Source organism: Clostridiales bacterium FE2011, assembly GCA_017569305.1.
GTDB lineage: Bacteria > Bacillota > Clostridia > Christensenellales > Aristaeellaceae > Aristaeella.
Genome location: CP069418.1, coordinates 707,351 through 724,960, shown reverse-complemented (window position 1 = coordinate 724,960; position 17,610 = coordinate 707,351). Strand labels below are relative to the sequence as shown.

The window sequence follows — 17,610 nt, the reverse complement described above, 5'->3', positions numbered from 1 at the left end:
AGAAGCGTGCAGGTCATGACGATTCAACAGCTGAACTATGTGATCACCATCTCTGAAAAAGGATCGCTGAACAAGGCGGCTGAGGTGCTGTATGTGACGCAGCCTTCGCTGACCAGCGCAGTCCGTGAACTGGAGAAGGAGCTGGGAATCACGCTGTTCAACCGCGGCGGAAAAGGCGTTACACTGACCAATGACGGGGCGGAGTTTATCCAGTATGCCCGGCAGGTGGTGAACCAGTACGACAGACTGTTGGAAAAATATGGAAAAGGCGGAAACCTGAGAAAGAAGTTCGGCATTTCCTGCCAGCATTATTCCTTCGCGGTCAAGAGCTTTGTTGAAATGGTCAAGCATTTCGATACTGACGAATATGAATTTGCAATCCGGGAAAGCAAAACCCGGGATGTGATTGAGGACGTGACCACCGGCAAGAGTGAGGTGGGTATCCTTTACCTGAGTGACTTCAACCGGAAGGCAATCGGCAAGTTCCTGAAGAGCAGCCAGCTGGAGTTCCACCCGCTGATCAAGTGTGAACCCTACGTGTATCTTTGGAAAGGACATCCGCTGGCAAAACAGAAGTCGATCCGGCTGGAAGAACTGCGGGACTATCCCTGTCTGAGCTTTGAACAGGGACCGAGCGGAGCGTTCTATTTCGCGGAAGAAATCCTGAGCACGTATGACTATATCCGGACCATCAAAGCAACAGACCGGGCAACAATGCTGAACCTGATGGTGGGTCTGAATGGATACACACTGTGCAGCGGCATCATCTGCGAAGAACTGAACGGATCGGACTATGTGGCAGTGGCCTTTGAGGACAAGGAGGAAGAGGTGGCTGCCGGACGGATGGAAATCGGGTATATCGTGAAGCAGAATATGATCCTGAGCCAGATGGCGGAAATGTATATTGCGGAACTGAAGAAGTATTTACAATCAATTAAGACTGAAAACTGAAGACTGAAAACTTAAAAATGTATAGAAAACGAGGGATTTCCACCAGAGCGATGTAACGCGAAAAAGGGGGAAATCCCTTGTATTTATGTAGGTAAAAACAGGCTGAAAAACAATTAAGAAAAACGAAACATTTCAAGGATTGACAAGCAAAAAAAGATGATACTATAATAGCGTGAACGGCCGGGCGGAGAGATCTGTTTCCGGCTGAAAAAATGAAAAAAACAAGGAGGGAATGTCATGGACGCTGGGAGTAGCAGCGGCATAGCGGTTGGGCGAAGACAGCGGGTTCCGGGCGTCGTGGCGTTCCGGTTCCGCGTGTCATAAATTCAATCTGCCGCTATGTCTGATACCGGGAAGACCTTTTGAACCGAACCAGGATGCCTATGGTTCGGACAGAGGTATGTGCCCGGTATTATATGCTTCTGGCAACTGACCATTCTAACCAAATGGGAGGGAGCAAGCATGGCGGAACATTCTGTCACAGTTGAAAACACTTTACAGACTCTGCTTACAGACAAAAAATACTCCACAATCCGGGATATCCTCGTAACGATGAATCCCGCGGATATTGCTGCGGTTTTTGCCGGCGTTGAACCGGATAAACTGCCGCTTTTATTCCGGCTCCTGCCAAAGGAGCTGGCCGCGGAAAGCTTCGTTGAAATGGAGAGCGAGGAGCAGGAATCCCTGATCAAGGGTATCAGTGATAAGGAACTGCGTCAGGTTATGGACGAACTGTACGTTGACGACGCGGTGGACATTGTCGAAGAGATGCCTGCGAACGTGGTACAGCGTATCCTGGCCCAGGCCGATCCGGAGATGCGCAAGGAGATCAACGAGATCCTGCAGTATCCGGAAGACTCCGCCGGATCCGTGATGACGACGGAGTACGTGAAACTGACTCCGGACATGACGGTGGGCGACGCGATCCTGCGGATCCGCCGTACCGGCGTAGACAAGGAAACAATCTATACCTGTTATGTGCTGCAGAATCGGCTGCTGGTTGGTACAGTGAGTGTCAAGAGCTTGCTGCTGGCGCCCAGCGACCTGCAGACGATTGACAGCATCATGGAAAGCAACCTCATCACCGTGACCACCCATACCGACCAGGAAGAAGTGGCCCGGATGATGAGCAAGTACAACCTGCTGGCAATTCCGGTTGTGGACGGAGACAACCGTATGGTCGGTATCGTAACATTCGACGACGCCATGGATGTTGTTGAAGAAGAGACCACCGAGGACATGGAAATCATGGCCGGTATGACGCCGAGCGACAAGACCTATTTGCGGTCTTCACCGATCGACTTGTTCCTGCACCGGATTCCCTGGCTGTCCCTGCTGATGATTTCAGCCACCTTTACGGGAATGATCATCTCTGGCTTTGAAGAAGCACTGGCCAGTATGACCTGCCTGGCAGCCTTTATCCCGATGCTGATGGATACCGGCGGTAACAGCGGATCCCAGAGTTCTGTTACGGTCATTCGTGCCCTGTCCCTGGGCGAACTGGAATTCAGTGACCTGGGCAAGGTAATCTGGAAGGAAATCCGGACAGCTCTGATCTGCGGCGCCTGCCTGAGCGTGCTGTGCTTCGCTAAGGTTATGCTGGTAGACCGGCTGCTCATGGGTAATGAGGAAGTGAGCATCATGGTCGCAGTGGTTGTAGGCCTGACGCTTGCGGTGACAGTGCTGTGCGCGAAGCTGGTTGGCTGTACGCTGCCGATGCTGGCAAAAAAACTTGGCTTTGACCCAGCAGTTATGGCCAGCCCGTTTATTACCACAATCGTGGACGCCCTGAGCCTGCTGGTTTACTTCGGAATCGCGACGTCGCTCCTGAAAATAGCCTGATATTATGAGTACAAAGAAGAACGTAGCTTACAACGTGGCCTACAGGATTTTCTCGGTCCTGCTGCCTGTCATCACGGCTCCCTATCTTTCCCGCGTTGTCGGGAAGGCTGGCGTTGGCATGTATTCCGAGGCCTGGACGGTAAGCGAACTCTTCTGCCTGGTCGGAATGCTGGGACTGGCAGATTACGGAGTCCGGACGATTGCCCAGGTGCGGGATGACCGGGAAAAGCTGGACAGGACTTTCTCCGGCATCTGGCAGATGCAGCTGCTGGTGGCCGGTATAACGCTTCTGTTCTGGTTTGGCTATGTATTCCTGGTGGCAGGAAAAGAAAAATATATAGCTCTGCATCTGACCATGATGAGCGTCAGCTGCCTGTGCAGCTTCGACTGGTGCCTGATGGGTCTGGATCAGTTTAAACCCGTGGCACTTCGGAACACAGTGGTCAAACTTGTTGCAGCAGCAAGTGTGTTTATCTTTATCAAAAATATAGACGATCTCTGGATCTATGGCTTTGCCTGGAGCCTGGCAACGCTGCTGGGAAACCTGAGCTGTGCGCTGACGCTGAGGGGAAAAGTAACCTATCATCGGGTTTCCACGAAGGAGACGCTGAAACATCTGCGTCCCTGCGCGGTGCTGTTCATCTCCGTTGCCGCGGTGAGTATCTTCCGCAAAATGGATAAGATAATGGTTTACAATATTGCTGGCGAAGAACAGAACGGCCTGTACGAGAACGCGGAAAAGATCATCTATTGCCTGAGCGGATTCATTTCCGCTATTGGAACAGTGATGATGGCCAAAGTTTCCCATATGCAGGAGAAGGGCGAAACCGAGAAAATTGCCCGGAATATTGACCGGAGCATGAATCTGGTAATCTGTATGGTCAGCGCGATGGCCTTTGGCGTGGCGGCTGTGGCAGACCGTTTTGCACCACTGTTCTTTGGGGAAGAATTCCGCTATTCCGGTGTGCTGATGGTGCCGCTGGCCTTTACGCTGATCATGATCGGCTTCGCGAATGTGATCCGAACACAGGTGGTATTACCGCAGAAACGGGATCATATCTTTGTGAAGAGCGTATGCGCCGGGGCTGTGGTGAACCTGATTGTGAACGGCAGCCTGATTCCTTTCATGGGAAGCATGGGCGCAGTGATCGGTACTCTGATGGCGGAAATGACGGTGCCGGTGGTACAGTTCATTATCCTGCGGAAAGAACTGCCCTATAAGCGGTTTATCGGATACGTCGGTATTTATGCTGTGATGGGTGGGATTATGCTGGTTTGTGTCCGGCTGATCGGACAAGTGTTCCCGGCAGAAAACTGGCTGAACCTGGGGATTATGACGGTCACTGGTGTGATTGTGTACGGCGTGATGTGCCTGATCTGGTGGAAAGTGAAAGGGAATTCAGAATTCAGAATTCATAATTCATAATTATTTCTGGTACGATGCCAGCAGAATGAAGATGTCTGATGTGCAGTATGTGAAAAATGATATATTTTGGGATTCCTCCAATCGCTTTCGCTCCGTCGGAATGACAGCCGTGTGTGCATGGGTTGGGGTTAAGGTGTTCCGATTGGCTGAAGGTTATAAAATGAAAACGGACGACCTGACGGTCGTCCGTTTTGATATGCGGTTCAGTGGTGCTTACTGGGCATTGGCGGGATAGTATTTACCGTAGATGAATTCATGAAGGGATTCAACGGTAAACTGTTTATCTTTCATAATCGTGACGCTGGCGCCATCGACAGTATCATACTTCCAGTGACCGTCGATTGGAATCCGGAACTCGGAGATCAGGGAATCTGTGGATTCAAGGTTATCCATGACACCAGAGGACATAACCTTGCCGGCCAGCTGCATGATTGTGCTTGGATTGACGTTGGTAATCGGGTAGGAAATAAAGTCTGATACCAGGTCCAGCACATTCAGCTTGTTTGCCTTGATTTTTTCCAGGGTCTGCTTCAGCAGGCAGTCCAGCAGGTGACGGGTGCGGGCGGTGCGGACGAAGTCGCTGTCAATGCTCCGGAGACGGGCATACATCAGTGCCTGGATGCCGTCCAGATGCTGCACGCCGCTTGTCTTTTTCAGCTTGTCCCGTTTGCCGTTCTTATCGTCATAGGAATTAGCGATGGCCTTGCCGTGGGAAATCTTTTCACCTTTGGAGTTTTTGATGGTGCCTGTGGACAGGTATGTATTGATGGCGGTGGCTTCTGTTTTGGTCAGGTCGAGATCAACACCGCCCAGGCCTTCGATAATCTGCGCGACACCGTAGAAGTTGATGGCGACATAATGCCGGATGTTCAGCTCAAAATTGTGATTGACCGTCCGGATACAGGTTTCCGGCGTATCGGTCCAGGATACAAATTCACCGTTTTTATAGTTTGCGTGACCGTAGCTGTTGGCGATGATGGTCTTATTCTTCCGGCCGGGCACTTCCACGTAGGTGTTGCGGGCAATGGAAGAAAGCTTGATGGAACCGTCATCCAGGTTGATGGAAAGAACGATCAGCACGTCGGAACGCTTGGAATACTTACCCTGTTCCGTGAGCAGCTTTTCCTTTTTCGTTCCGCGGACGTCCAGGCCGATCAGCAGGATGTTGACGATATTATCCGGCAGGTTTTCATTGATTTCCAGTTCGTTCGGATCAATGGACTCGTCCAGTTCATACTGGGCGGCAAGCTTTTCTATATCCTCATCGCTGACGGCGGAAAGACTGTAGGTTTCACCGGTCTCATCATCTCGCAGGAGCAGGTTGCCTTCTTCATCAAAAGAATAATCCTCATCGAGGTTAACATCTTCCGTAACCTCTTCCTCAGCCTGCTCCGCATATACAAAAAGGGGAAGAAGCAGGGCGAGTGCAAGGATCAGGGCGAAAAATCGTTTCATACAAACCTCCGTTGAACATGATTCATAATCATATCATATAACGGTGTGAACCGGTAAAACATTGCAGAAAAAGTTTTCCGGTCAAATCCGCGGCATATAAAAACGGACAGCCCGAAAGCTGTCCGTCTGATTCCTGCCTGAATGATTATTCTCCGGCGGGATAGTATTTGCCGTAGATGAATTCGTGCAGCCCCTCAATGTTTTTCTGGAGATTGCCGTTGGTCTTGCTCAGCCAGATTTTGCCGTACAGGTCGCCCTTTTCCTGGACATAGGACCAGGTCTTGGTGTTGTCATCCGCGCTGCCCATGGGGATACGGAACTGTTCCATAATGGAATCGCCGGATCCCAGTTTGTTGAGGATGCTGCCGCCCAGGACGGTGCGGATCAGGTCGAACATGGTAGCAGGATTCATGTTGGAATTGATGTATTCCACAGAGAAGCTGACCAGGTCGATGATATCCGTGTTGCCCTTGAGCACTTTCTGCAGGAGCTTGTCCAGCAGGTTGCGGGTACGGGCTGTTCTCTGCCAGTCATCGCCCAGGTTGTACTTTTTCTTGGTCTTGTTCTGGCGAAGCCGGGCATACATCAGGGCCTGCAGGCCATCCAGGTGCTGTACGCCGTCTTCCACCTTCAGTTCAACACGGGCAGCTTTGGCTTCCTTTGTGTCATAGTGCTTGGAAATGGACTTGGCGTTCTTTTTCAGGTAGTAGTTGATGTTTGCCGCTTCGCCCTCGGTCAGCTCCAGATCGATGCCGCCGAGCTTATCCACGATGGCGGCTACGCCACGGAAGTTGATCATGACGTAATACTGGATGTTCATTTCGAAGTTATAGTTCACCGTCGCAATGGCGCGCTGGGGATCGTCATGGAATTTACCCTTGTCATCAAAGGAACGAAGGGAGTAGTTGATGGGGGAACGGACGCCGGTGAAGGGATTCATGACGACCGTATCACGGAGAATGGAGGAAAGCTTTACGTCGCCTGTTTCCGTATTCAGGGAAAGGATAATCTGGACGTCCGCCAGCTTCACGTCTTCCTCGATAAGTTCCGCATTGCGGGTATCCACACCCAGCAGCAGAATGTTGATCACGTTGTCCGGCAGGTTCCGGTTGATGAACAGGTTGTTTTCATCCAGTTCGCCTGTGGGGACAAAGTCCGCATTTTCCAGGGCGCTGCGGATTTCTTCCTGCAGTTCTTCGGAAACGGGCTCGGCGTTGATGACTTCATCTGAGATCCCATCATCCTCATCCAGGTCCATATCCTCGACTTCTTCTTCCAGATCGAAGTCCTCCTCGTCCAGTTCCGCAAAAGAACAGGCGGGAAGGAGCAGGGCAAAGATGAGCAGCAGGGCTAAGAGTCGTTTCATGAGTTAACCTCCAAATTATTCTTTTAATTCTGACCGGGAGGACTGCTTACCGGTTTTCGTCAGAAGGATGGTTCAGCTCGTCCAGGGTCATGTCGAAGGCGGGCAGGAAATCGGTGAGGAAATCCTTGACCTCCGGCAGGTCGATGGCAGAGATGCTTTCGCGGATGTTTTCCGCGGCGTAATCGAACTCCCGGTTGCCGGCACGCTGTTCCTCCATGCACTTGATGCAGGCGGAAATACGGTCGGCGGCTTTGACCAGAGTGTGCTCATATCCGGAGGCCTGCTTCATATACGGGGTAAAGGCAGGCTGCAGGTCTTCCGGCAGAAGCGCCAGAAGCCTGTCGGCGGAGAGCTCCTCCAGCCGGTGATAGGCGCCCCGCAGTTCATCACTGTGATACTTGACAGGCGTCGGCAGATCGCCGGTCATCACTTCTGTCGCATCATGATAAACCGCCAGGGACAGTACATGCTCCGGATCAACATCCTTTCCGTAACGGTCCCGGGCGATAATCGCAATGGCGTGGGCGATCATGGCCACCTGCAGGGAATGCTCAGCGTCATTCTCGGGCACGGTGTTGCGCATGAGGCTCCAGCGGTGGATCAACCTGAGCCGGGAAAGATACGCGAAAAACGGAAAGGACATGGAAACCCTCCAGAGATCATGAATAATGATCCTTCACACCCCTGAAAAAGACAGATCAGTGATCCGGATAACAGCATTTATTATACGCTGAGGGAAGGGAAACTTCAAGAAAACAAAAAATCCCGGAATGGTCCGGGATTGAAAAATCACGAGCAGAGAATGTCAGATGGCTTTGATTTCCTTGAGGCAGCGACGGCAGATCAGCTTGTCCTTGTAGGCAGTCAGCCCGGTCTTGCCTCCGCAGAAATGACAGTCAGCTTCATACTTGCGCAGGACGATGGAGTTGCCCTCCACCATGATTTCGAGCGTGTCTTTGGGGCCGATCTCCAGAGTGCGGCGGAGTTCTACAGGCAGGACAATTCGTCCCAGGGAATCCAGCTGACGGGTGACTCCTGTTGATTTCATGGTAAAAACCTCCTTGTCCGGAGACGTCTGATATCAAGCTCATTATAAAAGTACGGTATAAATGTGTCAACTATAAAATCACAAAGAAAGCGGACGTGTGATTGTAAAAATCTATTTATTCCCAGAACATGGAAGAACCCCGGGAAAACAGCATACGGATTGAATAAAAAGAAGCTGAAGAGTATAATATAAAAGGTTATATAGATACGGGGAAAACGCCCGGAACCGGGACGGATTCCCGCTTACAGGAGGATATAAGCATGAGGCTTAACGTTGGCATTGACGGTCCGGTCGGCGCAGGCAAAAGCACGGTTGCGGATGCGGTTGCGGCAAAGCTTGGCATTCTGCATCTGGATACGGGAGCAATGTATCGCGCACTGGGACTGACTGCCCTTAGAAGGAATATGGACGTTCAGGATGAGCAGGCGATTGTGGCCCTGTGCAACAGCCTGAATTTTGCCGTCACCCATGAGACGGACGGACAGCATACGTTTGTGGAAGGGGAGGATGTGACCGGCCTGATCCGCACCCAGGAAGTAGGCATGGCAGCCTCCACTGTAAGCCGGTATGCCGAGGTGCGCAAGGCTATGGTGCGCCTGCAGCAGAAGCTGGCATCGGAAACGGATATGCTGCTGGACGGCAGAGATATTTGTACTACGGTACTTCCTGACGCAACAGCAAAAATTTACCTGACCGCGTCGGCGGAGGAACGTGCCCGCAGGCGCTTCCTGGAGCTGCAGAAGAAGAACAGTTCCGAGACTTTCGAACAGGTGCTGGAAGAAGTGATCAAGCGGGACGAGCAGGACATGAACCGGCCGGTGGAGCCGCTTCGCCAGGCAGAGGACGCTGTGCTGGTGGATTCCACGAACCTGACTTTTGATGAGGTGGTGGATACGATTCTCAGAATTGTGGAGGAAAAACGCCATGGCTGAGAAGAAACTGGAAGCGGTGACAGAAAAACGCGGTATCCTCTATGAAATTGCCCGGGTGCTGGCCAATATCCTGTTCCACACCCTGATGCCGGTCCGCTTCCATCACAAGGAACGGCTGCTGCAGGATCCGCCCTATGTAGTGATCGGCAATCACCGGCATGCGTTGGATCCTGTGGTGATGGCCATGGGAATTCCGCGCCACCAGATTGTGTTCCTGGCGAAGAAAGAACTGGCTGGAAACAGCAAATTCCTCCGGAACATGCTGATACGGCTTCACTGCATCCTGGTCGGGCGGCATGAATCCGATATGGAAGCCATGCGCGCCTGCATGAAGGCCGTGAAGATGAAGAAGATCCTACTGATCTTCCCGGAGGGTACCCGCCACCATGAGGGACAGATGGAGCATATTGAATCCGGTACGTCCCTGATTGCCATGAGATCCAAGGCCCCGGTAATCCCGATCTACTTTGAACGGAAACTCAGCCTGTTCAAGGTGACCAACCTGTACGTCGGGGAGCCGATTCCCTATGACGACCTGCTGGCAGAGGGAATCAATACAGATACCTGCGAGCGCATGAATGAAAGGCTCCGGGAGACTTTCCGGACCATGATCAAGGACGCTGAGCAGGGAAAAAACTGAAAATTTCTCAAAAATATTTGTAATATTGGCAGGAAATACGTATAATAAAGAAGAAATATTTCAGTTGAACATTATTTTTTGAAAGGGAAAGGGAATATGCCTGTTGAGGTAGCAGCGCACGCCGGTTTCTGTATGGGCGTCAGCCGTGCAGTTGAAAAGGCAGAAGCGATGGCCACAGACGGGATTCCCTCCTGTACGCTGGGAGAGCTGATTCATAATCCTGAGGTGATCCGCCGTCTGGCGGAACGCGGACTGGAACCGATCGGCGATCCCTCAGAAGCTCATGGCCGCAGAGTTTTGATTCGCAGCCACGGAGTTTCCCCGCAGGTGCTGGAGGAGCTGAAGGCAGCCGGCAATGAAGTGCTGGATCTGACCTGCCCCTTTGTGGACAAGCTTCACCGGATTGTGGAGGAAGGCTCCCGTGACGGAACTCCCGTCATTCTGGTGGGAGAGCGGGATCATCCGGAAGTTAGGGGGACTGCCGGATGGGCACATGGCGAAGTAATGATCGTCGCCAGCCCCGATGAAGCAGAACAGCTGCCTGAGATGGAACAGGCTGTGGTAGTCTGTCAGACGACTTTTCCTCACAGCAAGTGGCAGGATATCCTGACCGTGCTGGAGACAAAGGTCAAAAACCCGGACTGCCGCTGCACCATCTGCAATGCCACAGAAATCCGGCAGAAGGAAGCCGGTGAACTGGCTGCCCGCATGGACGCAATGATCGTTGTGGGCGGCCGGAACAGCGCCAACACACGGAAACTGTACGACATCTGCAGAAGTGCCTGTCCCAGGACCATTCTGGTAGAGAGTGCGGCGGAGATTCCGCCCGCCTTTGCAAATAAGGATTCCGAAAAGATTGGAATCACCGCCGGTGCATCTACGCCGACGGATTCACTTAAGGAGGTTGTCACACGCATGAGCGACATGGAGAACAAGGACCTGACCCCTACCACGGAGGTGGAAGCAAACAATGACTTCATGGCGGAAGTCGAATCTACTCTGGTGAGGATCCGGCCCGGACAGACTCTGACCGGCAAGGTCGTGCAGATCACCGAGGACGAAGTATGCGTCAGCATAGGCTACAAGGCCGACGGACTGATCAAGCGCACCGATCTGGTTGATCAGGATGTCAAACTGGATGACGAAATTGAAGTCGAAGTCGTAAAGGTCAACGACGGAGAAGGCAATGTGCTGCTGAGCCAGCGCAACATCGTCAACCGGAAGGCGTGGGACGCCATGATGGAGAAGTACGACGCGGGCGAGTATGTGGACGCTGTCGGTAAGGAAGCCGTCAAGGGCGGCCTGATCGCTGACATTTCCGGCGTACGCGCTTTCGTTCCTGCCAGCCAGCTGAGCCAGCGCTATGTTGAGAAGATCGCTGACTTCGTCGGCAAGGAAATGAAGCTGAAGATCCTGGAAGTGGATCCCCAGAAGAAACGCGTTGTTGCCAGCCGTAAGGCTGTTGTGGCTGAAGAAGCCGCCACGAAGAAGAAGGAAGCCTGGGAACGTCTGGAAGAGGGCATGGTCATCCATGGCATCGTCCGCCGCCTGACCGACTTCGGTGCTTTTGTGGACGTCGGCGGTGTGGATGGTCTGATCCACATCACAGACCTGAGCTGGGGCCGCATCAAGCATCCCAGTGAAGTCGTGAAGCCCAACCAGGAAGTGGATGTGAAGATCCTGTCCCTGGATCCCGAACGCGAACGCATCCAGCTGGGTTACAAGCAGCTGCAGCCCCATCCGTGGGACGGCGCGGTTGAAAAGTTCCCCGTTGGCGAAGTGGTGGACGGCAAAGTGGTCCGCATCACCGACTTCGGTGCCTTCGTTGAACTGGAGCCCGGCCTCGACGGTCTGGTTCACATCAGCCAGTGCTCCACTGCCCGCGTGGCCAAGGTGGAAGACGCTGTGAAGGTCGGCGATGAAGTGAAGGTTAAGGTGCTGGGCGTGGATCCCGAGAAGAAGCGGATCAGCCTGAGCATCCGTCAGGCCATCGAGCCCGAACCCGTGGCTGAAGAAGCTGCCGAGACTCCCGCTGCTGATACCGAGTATGAAGTGGTTGCCACCGAAAGCTCTGTTTCCGAGAAGTTCGCCGAGGCTGCCGAGGAAGTAAAGGAAGCCGTCGAAGAGAAGGTCGAAGAAGTCAAGGAAGCGGCTGAGGAAGTCGTGGAAGAAGTCAAGAAGACCGCCAAGAAAGCCAAGAAGGCTGTTGAAGAAGCGGTTGAGGAATAATCCTGATACAGCAAAGGAGCTCTGCCAGATGGCAGAGCTCCTTTTTTGCTTCAATAAGAAAGATCAGTTTACCGGCGGCTGGGCAGTGCCGAATTTGTTTTCCGCAATCTGTTCGTCCATCCACAGCCGGAGGTTGGAAACGCTCTGGGCAATCCGGTCCAGGACGCCCTTGATCTTCATGAAGTCCTCGTATTCATCTGAACGCACCTGGCCGTCTTCGGCGATCTCCAGCAGGCGGTTTTTGATGCGGTCCATCTGGTTGACGGCATTCAGGGTTTCCACGGCAATCTGGGTCAGTTCCTTTGATTCCGCACGAACCACCTGGGTTTCACCGATGGGGCATTCATTGCAGCAGTAGTAATTGAGCAGGGCGGGAGCACGATAATGCTCGGCCAGCAGGATCACGTCCTCAGGCTGAATCTGTGTGCGTCCGTTCTCAATCTTCTCAATGCGTTCCGGAGAGAAACCGGGAACCAGTTCGCCGGCTTTTTCACGGGTCAGGCCCAGGTCCTCACGCGTTGTCTGCCAGATGGATTTATTCTCCTTCGTCGACTTTCTGCCCATCGTTCTTTTCCCCTTCCAGTTTTAAGAATTTCTGATTGACCCATCCGCGGAGCCCCTTACCCTCCACGAAATAGAAGTCTCCTTTTTCGGATATAACGGCGACGGGAGTCCCCGGCTTCCATTCGCCGATACTTTTTGCTTTGGCGGAAGGCTCTTTCCTGACAGTAATGGGAGAGGTTCCCGCTGTCTTGCCGTTCAGGGTGATCAGCCCGGTGCGGAAGCTGTCCTCAGAAACAGGGAGAAGCTCCGCTGATTCTTTATTGATAAATCCGAAGCTGTCCTTCCATGCGATGTAGTACTGCTTATCGGTAATCCCAATGACAAATGCCATGGAACCATAGGGAATCGGTTTGGTGATACCGTCCTTCTTCTTGCCGTTGCCGTCGGTAAAGGAAGCGCCCTTCTTACCGGTAACCTGGATCAGCTGCGAGGTTTCAGAACCGGTGGTGGTCCACTGCAGGTCCCGGGTATTCACCCGCAGGGCTTCTTCCGAACCCGCGAGGGTCACCTTGGAGACCAGGGAACCGGCGTACTCCATATCCGTGACGGATTCACCGTTCAGCTTCAGCCAGGAGGAGCGAACCGGACGCATGCCCTGCTTTGCGCAGTAGGACAGATCCAGCCAGTATTCCAGGCCGCCGTACTCGCCGGTTTCAAAAAACCAGCGGCAGCCGGGGATTTCCTCGGGAGAAGCAACCGCGGCAAAAATGCCGTTATCTTTCTGAATGTACATGGTGGCTTTTTTGATCCGTTCCGCGGTAGCGCCGGGAGCGGAGTCCACCACATGTACTTTGGTTCCGTCTTCGCTCAGACCGTCCGCCAGGGCTATATGACCGATAACAATCATAAAGCTGAACCGGCACCCTTGGTTGAGCCAGATTTTCAGCTCGGATTCCGATTCGATCAGGTCATGATGCGTCTGGAAACCGAAGTTTTCTCCGGCGGTCATCAGCAGGCGCTCATTGTCTGTTCCGCGGCCTTCGATATACATTCCGGAGTATTTGGTTGCCAGCTTGTCCGGCATCACTTCCTCACCGGTGAAACCCATCCGTTGCAGGACGTGGCTGAGAGTGAAGATGGCGCATCCGGCTTTTTCCAGGGAACGGTGGTGCTTCTTTGAGTAGGTTTTGTCATGCCACCAGCCGTCCTTCTGGCTGTACAGCACATCCGAACCTTCCTGGATTTCGGCAGTGCCGGAAACCGGAATGGTAATACTGACGGATTCCTCATCCTTTTTACCGTAGGATACGATGGCGGTCAGCGTGTAGGTGCCCTGCTCACGGGGACGGAAGGAAGCGGTGTAGTGCTTGGAAAGCTCCTTGTCCTTATCCTTGAAAACCACACCCTTTGACGTGCTCAGCTCATACCGCACGCCGACGGCGCCCTGCCGCCCGGGAGTGACCGTCACATCCACATATTCACCCATCTTCGGGTTTTCCGGAGAGAAGGTTACTGTGGTCTCTGCCGAGGCTGACGCGCCGAGCAGCAGCAACAGCAGAACCGCAAGGCAGAGATATATTTTCGCAAATCTGTTCATCTTCATCCCAATACCGTTTCGTGTCTCTATATCCTGCCCGGCATCTGGCCGGGCCCACAACACGCCTATTATAGCAAAGAGAATGGTTGAAAACAAGCAAAGCAGGGTGAAAACGGTACGGATGAAAGTAACAAAACTGTAAAAAAAACACGGCCGCTTATGCGGCCGCATAAAAGAAAGGGAAAGATCAGTTGATCACAGGAGCAACATACTGGCTGTTTACCCAGGCGTAGAACTCATTGGTTGTTCCTTCGTTGAATACCATCCGGGAATAATCGCCGCTGACGCCGATGAGGCTGCCGACGGTGAAACGCTTAACAGTCGAGTATTTTGTCATGGTGCTGTCATCGTACAGATCAGTGTCCCAGGTGACAACATACCTGCCGTTATAGTTTTCCGGAGCATCCTTCATCCGGATGAAAGCAGTGCCGGGCGTTGATTCGGTAGCCTGCACAGCATACCAGCCATTCGCTTCGGAAATGACCAGGAACACGCGGTTGGTCTGCTCGCCGTTCTTCAGGCCGTCACCCCAGGGGGTGGCATACAGGTTCAGCAGCCTTGAAGCAATGAGGTATTCCGGATCAATCTTGATGAGACTTGCCTTTGCGTATCCATAGTACTGATCGCTGGGAATGCCGCAGGAGTCAAGATCCAGCAGATAGAAGTTGCCGTCCTGGGTGATGCCCAGAACCTTCACGGGCTGCCCGTTACGGATGGAACCGTAGGTTGTGCCGCTGGTGGAAGGCTTATTCCGGACATTCATCTTGGTACAGATGACAACGCCGTAGTGAACGTCGTTGTACATATACGCCTGGTTTACGGGATCCCAGGTGGAATAGCCGTCTGCATGCGCAGCGGGGAGAAGAAGCATGAGCATCACAACAATGGTGACCATAGCCAGTAAACGTCTCTTCATGAATGAAATCCTCCCTTCAGATGTAGCACGGAAAAGAACCTTCTCATTAAATAAAACGGGGACATAAACAGTTTTCTTTCAATAGAAGTATTATACCATAAATACAATAAGAAGAAAACGACGGAAAAACCAAATTCTTTTGAATTGACTTCATCCGATTGATCCGATATGCTTTACAACAGACAGGAAAAAAGGAGACGACAGCTATGAGCCGGAAGTCGTTTGTAAAAGGTGCCAATCCCTATATGCCCCTGTGGGAGCATGTACCGGATGGAGAACCCCGTGTGTTTACCCATAACGGGGAAGAACGGGTATATGTATACGGTTCCCATGATACAGAAAAGGCAGAATACTGCGGCCGGGACTATGTGGTCTGGTCTGCACCGGTAACGGACCTGACAGACTGGAAGTGCCACGGAACCTGCTACAAGGCGGAGGATGACAGCATCCTCTATGCTCCGGACGTGGTGAAGAAGGGCGATACCTATTACATGTATGCCGCGGAGCGGAAGGGCTCCCGGATCATGGTAGCTAAGTCTGACAAGCCCTGGGGACCTTTTACGAATCCTGTCCTTACCGAGCTGGGCTTTGATCCCGGCGTCCTGGTGGACGACGACGGAAGGGTCTATGCCTACTGGGGCTTCTGCAAGTCCTACTGCGCGGAACTGAACGAGGATATGGCGACCATTATCCCGGGCACGCTGCGGGAGAATCCGATTCCGCACTGCCGGGCTGCCTGGTCTCCTGAAGATGACGCTTTCGGCTGGGAATCCTTCTTTGAAGCCTCCAGCCCGCGGAAGATGTTTGGCAAGTATGTATATATCTTCTCCCGCCGGGTGAACGAGCCTGTGCCGGAACTGGGCGTATACGACGACTGCAACGGCTTCCTGTCCTATATGTGGAGTGACTGGCCGCTGGGCGGCTGGCAGTGGGGCGGAGATATCAGCTTCAATGGCGGAGAGATCCTGACAGATGCGGAAGGGAAGGGAACCATGACCTTCCGCTGGGGCAATAACCATGGCTCCGTCATGGAAGTGAACGGGCAGTGGTACGTGTTCTATCACCGGCAGACCGGCCTGAACGAGTATTCCCGCCAGGCGATGCTGGAGCCTGTGGACGCGGTACTGGGCAAGAACGGAAAAGTCTGGATCGGCAAGGTGGATTACCTGGATGGTGAACCTGTCGCTTCCCGGCCTGTGGAAATGACTTCCCAGGGGCCGCAGGTCAACGGCATCAATGCCCGTGAATGGATATCTGCCGGATACACCTGTCATATGCACGGCGGTCAGGAGACCGCCTGGATTGAGCCTGTATATGAGCAGCGCGAGGATGTTTCCGCCAGGGTAATGAACATCACGGACGGCCTGACACTGGGCTTCCGTTATCTGCAGTTCGGCCTGAACACGCCGAAGAGTATTACTGTTGTGATGAACACAGAGTCAAAGGCTTCCATCAGCGTCCGCCTGGATACTCCCGGAGGACGGGAGATCGCCTGGATGGAAGCGGAAGGCGGGAAAGTGACTGTCCCGCTCAAGAGCGGCGTGACCGGAAAACACGCGGTTTACTTTGTGTTTAACCTGCCGGAAGGCAAGGCAGAAATGGACCGGTTCACGTTTGACGACTGACCGTCCAAGCTTGTCAAATAACGGGCGGTGTGCTATAATTCGCCCGTTGCCGTGGAGCGGTATCGAAGTGGTCATAACGGGGCTGACTCGAAATCAGTTTGTCGGTTTACCGGCACGTGGGTTCGAATCCCACCCGCTCCGCTTTTTCGATTCAAATCCGAACCCGCCAGGAGTTCGGATTTTTCTTTGTTTGCGGGATTTTGTAGTGCTTCGGAGAGGGCTTCGAAGGTGACCTGATTGCCTCCACGAATGTTATAAAAGACGATGATGTGATCATCATATACGTAGATGCTATTGATGAATGCGTCCAGGAGTCGGCGGACGAAAACTTCGTCATCCGGATCACCGGACTGGAAGGTGGAAAGCCAGGCGAGGACTTCTTTTTCGGAGAGACGGAGGCTCATTGCTACGCGCATTTTGGCGATGTCGGTTTCGAATTCGGCTTTCTGGGCTTCCAGCTGCTCTATGCGGGAATAGATTTTTTTATAGGCGACCTGGGGCGCGTCGACCAGGGCATCAACAAGTTTTTCCTGTTCATAGTTGATCTGTGTGAGGGCTTTTTCCAGCTCTTCAACGCGGGATTGGGAGAATTCTTTGTTATATTCCTCGACAACGGCAGACGCGATGGATTCCATACGCGAGGGCGTGAGGATATATTCCATTGTTTGATGGAAAATATACTTTTCCATTTCTTCGCGGCGCTCGTTCTTTTTATGGCAGCCGTGACGGCGCTTTCGTGAGTAGCACGAGTAATAACTGTGAATAGCGCCGGTGTGGGATTTGCCGGATTCACCGAACATGGGAGAGCCACACAGGCCGCAGTAGATCTTCCCCTGCAGGAGATACGGGATCCGCGCTTTGGTAACAGCTGGCGCGTGGGCAACTTCTTTCAATCGTTCCTGCACTTTGTCAAACACCTCCCGTGAGATAATGGGAGTAGCGCAGCCTGGGATCAGCTGGCCTTTGAAGATGTGTTCCCCGATGTAGGTTCTCATATGCAAGGCGTGCTGGAAGGTGGTATAGGTCAGTGGATTGCCGTTGCGGTTGCGGACACCGCGCCGGTTTAATTCGTCAATAAT

15 protein-coding genes, 1 tRNA gene and 1 pseudogene are annotated in these 17,610 nt (G+C 52.9%); 9 read left to right on the top strand and 8 right to left on the bottom strand.

From position 1 onward, the window contains the following. Positions 1-15 precede the first annotated feature (15 nt). From JRC49_03565 to JRC49_03555, 3 genes are all read left to right on the top strand, one after another. Positions 16-951 carry a LysR family transcriptional regulator gene (locus JRC49_03565; protein ID QTE71923.1) on the top strand — a complete coding sequence of 312 codons (936 nt, stop codon included), beginning with the start codon at positions 16-18 and terminating at the stop codon, positions 949-951. 462 nt (positions 952-1,413) lie between these two features. Beyond that, on the top strand, positions 1,414-2,793 hold the full coding sequence (mgtE, locus tag JRC49_03560) for a magnesium transporter (GenBank protein ID QTE71922.1): 1,380 nt from the start codon (positions 1,414-1,416) through the stop codon (positions 2,791-2,793). Between the two features lie 4 nt (positions 2,794-2,797). Beyond that, on the top strand, positions 2,798-4,219 hold the full coding sequence (locus JRC49_03555) for a flippase (protein ID QTE71921.1): 1,422 nt from the start codon (positions 2,798-2,800) through the stop codon (positions 4,217-4,219). A 213-nt stretch (positions 4,220-4,432) separates the two neighbouring features. On the opposite strand, the gene JRC49_03550 is transcribed toward JRC49_03555, so the two are convergent. From JRC49_03550 to JRC49_03535, 4 genes are all read right to left on the bottom strand, one after another. Continuing rightward, the gene (locus tag JRC49_03550) at positions 4,433-5,674 is read right to left on the bottom strand and encodes an LCP family protein (GenBank protein ID QTE71920.1); all 1,242 of its coding nucleotides are present in this window, start codon (positions 5,672-5,674) and stop codon (positions 4,433-4,435) included. A 145-nt stretch (positions 5,675-5,819) separates the two neighbouring features. Continuing rightward, positions 5,820-7,040 carry an LCP family protein gene (locus tag JRC49_03545; GenBank protein ID QTE71919.1) on the bottom strand — a complete coding sequence of 407 codons (1,221 nt, stop codon included), beginning with the start codon at positions 7,038-7,040 and terminating at the stop codon, positions 5,820-5,822. Positions 7,041-7,086: 46 nt separating this feature from the next. Further along, positions 7,087-7,683 (bottom strand): 5'-deoxynucleotidase, encoded by a 597-nt coding sequence (gene yfbR / locus JRC49_03540; GenBank protein QTE71918.1) that lies wholly within the window; start codon positions 7,681-7,683, stop codon positions 7,087-7,089. 162 nt (positions 7,684-7,845) lie between these two features. Further along, positions 7,846-8,088: an AbrB/MazE/SpoVT family DNA-binding domain-containing protein gene (locus JRC49_03535; GenBank protein QTE71917.1), complete on the bottom strand. Its 243-nt coding sequence runs from the start codon at positions 8,086-8,088 to the stop codon at positions 7,846-7,848. Positions 8,089-8,348: 260 nt separating this feature from the next. Here JRC49_03535 and JRC49_03530 point away from each other — a divergent pair, with 260 nt between their 5' ends. From JRC49_03530 to JRC49_03520, 3 genes are all read left to right on the top strand, one after another. After that, positions 8,349-9,020 (top strand): (d)CMP kinase, encoded by a 672-nt coding sequence (locus JRC49_03530; protein QTE71916.1) that lies wholly within the window; start codon positions 8,349-8,351, stop codon positions 9,018-9,020. Then, positions 9,013-9,660 carry a 1-acyl-sn-glycerol-3-phosphate acyltransferase gene (locus JRC49_03525; protein ID QTE71915.1) on the top strand — a complete coding sequence of 216 codons (648 nt, stop codon included), beginning with the start codon at positions 9,013-9,015 and terminating at the stop codon, positions 9,658-9,660. Before JRC49_03530 ends, JRC49_03525 begins: the two co-directional genes overlap by 8 nt. Before the next feature lie 96 nt (positions 9,661-9,756). Continuing rightward, positions 9,757-11,889, top strand: a complete 2,133-nt coding sequence (locus JRC49_03520) for a bifunctional 4-hydroxy-3-methylbut-2-enyl diphosphate reductase/30S ribosomal protein S1 (GenBank protein QTE71914.1) — start codon at positions 9,757-9,759, stop codon at positions 11,887-11,889. Between the two features lie 63 nt (positions 11,890-11,952). On the opposite strand, the gene JRC49_03515 is transcribed toward JRC49_03520, so the two are convergent. The 3 genes from JRC49_03515 to JRC49_03505 form a co-directional block, all read right to left on the bottom strand. After that, the gene (locus tag JRC49_03515; GenBank protein ID QTE71913.1) at positions 11,953-12,453 is read right to left on the bottom strand and encodes a helix-turn-helix domain-containing protein; all 501 of its coding nucleotides are present in this window, start codon (positions 12,451-12,453) and stop codon (positions 11,953-11,955) included. Next, positions 12,425-13,996 (bottom strand): SH3 domain-containing protein, encoded by a 1,572-nt coding sequence (locus JRC49_03510; protein QTE71912.1) that lies wholly within the window; start codon positions 13,994-13,996, stop codon positions 12,425-12,427. Before JRC49_03510 ends, JRC49_03515 begins: the two co-directional genes overlap by 29 nt. Positions 13,997-14,177: 181 nt before the next feature. Further along, entirely contained in the window at positions 14,178-14,906 is a 729-nt protein-coding gene (locus tag JRC49_03505) for an SH3 domain-containing protein (protein QTE71911.1), read from the bottom strand. Positions 14,907-15,112: 206 nt separating this feature from the next. Between JRC49_03505 and JRC49_03500 the strand changes: the two genes are divergently transcribed. From JRC49_03500 to JRC49_03490, 3 genes are all read left to right on the top strand, one after another. Further along, on the top strand, positions 15,113-16,531 hold the full coding sequence (locus tag JRC49_03500) for a family 43 glycosylhydrolase (GenBank protein ID QTE71910.1): 1,419 nt from the start codon (positions 15,113-15,115) through the stop codon (positions 16,529-16,531). A 53-nt stretch (positions 16,532-16,584) separates the two neighbouring features. Further along, positions 16,585-16,672, top strand: a tRNA-Ser gene (locus JRC49_03495). A 128-nt stretch (positions 16,673-16,800) separates the two neighbouring features. Next, positions 16,801-17,271, top strand: coding sequence for a hypothetical protein (locus JRC49_03490; GenBank protein QTE71909.1), 471 nt, complete (start codon positions 16,801-16,803; stop codon positions 17,269-17,271). Here the strand turns inward: JRC49_03490 and JRC49_03485 are convergent. Continuing rightward, a pseudogene (locus JRC49_03485) lies at positions 17,203-17,526 on the bottom strand (recombinase zinc beta ribbon domain-containing protein). The gene JRC49_03490 and the pseudogene JRC49_03485 overlap by 69 nt on opposite strands. Positions 17,527-17,610 lie beyond the last annotated feature (84 nt).

Bases quoted from the DNA above. Each gene is read 5' to 3' on its own strand.
- JRC49_03565 (QTE71923.1), top strand. From the start codon at position 16: ATGACGATTCAACAGCTGAACTATGTGATCACCATCTCTGAAAAAGGA.
- JRC49_03500 (QTE71910.1), top strand. From the start codon at position 15,113: ATGAGCCGGAAGTCGTTTGTAAAAGGTGCCAATCCCTATATGCCCCTG.
- JRC49_03525 (QTE71915.1), top strand. From the start codon at position 9,013: ATGGCTGAGAAGAAACTGGAAGCGGTGACAGAAAAACGCGGTATCCTC.
- mgtE (QTE71922.1), top strand. From the start codon at position 1,414: ATGGCGGAACATTCTGTCACAGTTGAAAACACTTTACAGACTCTGCTT.
- yfbR (QTE71918.1), bottom strand. From the start codon at position 7,683: ATGTCCTTTCCGTTTTTCGCGTATCTTTCCCGGCTCAGGTTGATCCAC.
- JRC49_03545 (QTE71919.1), bottom strand. From the start codon at position 7,040: ATGAAACGACTCTTAGCCCTGCTGCTCATCTTTGCCCTGCTCCTTCCC.
- JRC49_03520 (QTE71914.1), top strand. From the start codon at position 9,757: ATGCCTGTTGAGGTAGCAGCGCACGCCGGTTTCTGTATGGGCGTCAGC.
- JRC49_03555 (QTE71921.1), top strand. From the start codon at position 2,798: ATGAGTACAAAGAAGAACGTAGCTTACAACGTGGCCTACAGGATTTTC.
- JRC49_03550 (QTE71920.1), bottom strand. From the start codon at position 5,674: ATGAAACGATTTTTCGCCCTGATCCTTGCACTCGCCCTGCTTCTTCCC.
- JRC49_03515 (QTE71913.1), bottom strand. From the start codon at position 12,453: ATGGGCAGAAAGTCGACGAAGGAGAATAAATCCATCTGGCAGACAACG.
- JRC49_03505 (QTE71911.1), bottom strand. From the start codon at position 14,906: ATGAAGAGACGTTTACTGGCTATGGTCACCATTGTTGTGATGCTCATG.
- JRC49_03530 (QTE71916.1), top strand. From the start codon at position 8,349: ATGAGGCTTAACGTTGGCATTGACGGTCCGGTCGGCGCAGGCAAAAGC.
- JRC49_03510 (QTE71912.1), bottom strand. From the start codon at position 13,996: ATGAAGATGAACAGATTTGCGAAAATATATCTCTGCCTTGCGGTTCTG.
- JRC49_03535 (QTE71917.1), bottom strand. From the start codon at position 8,088: ATGAAATCAACAGGAGTCACCCGTCAGCTGGATTCCCTGGGACGAATT.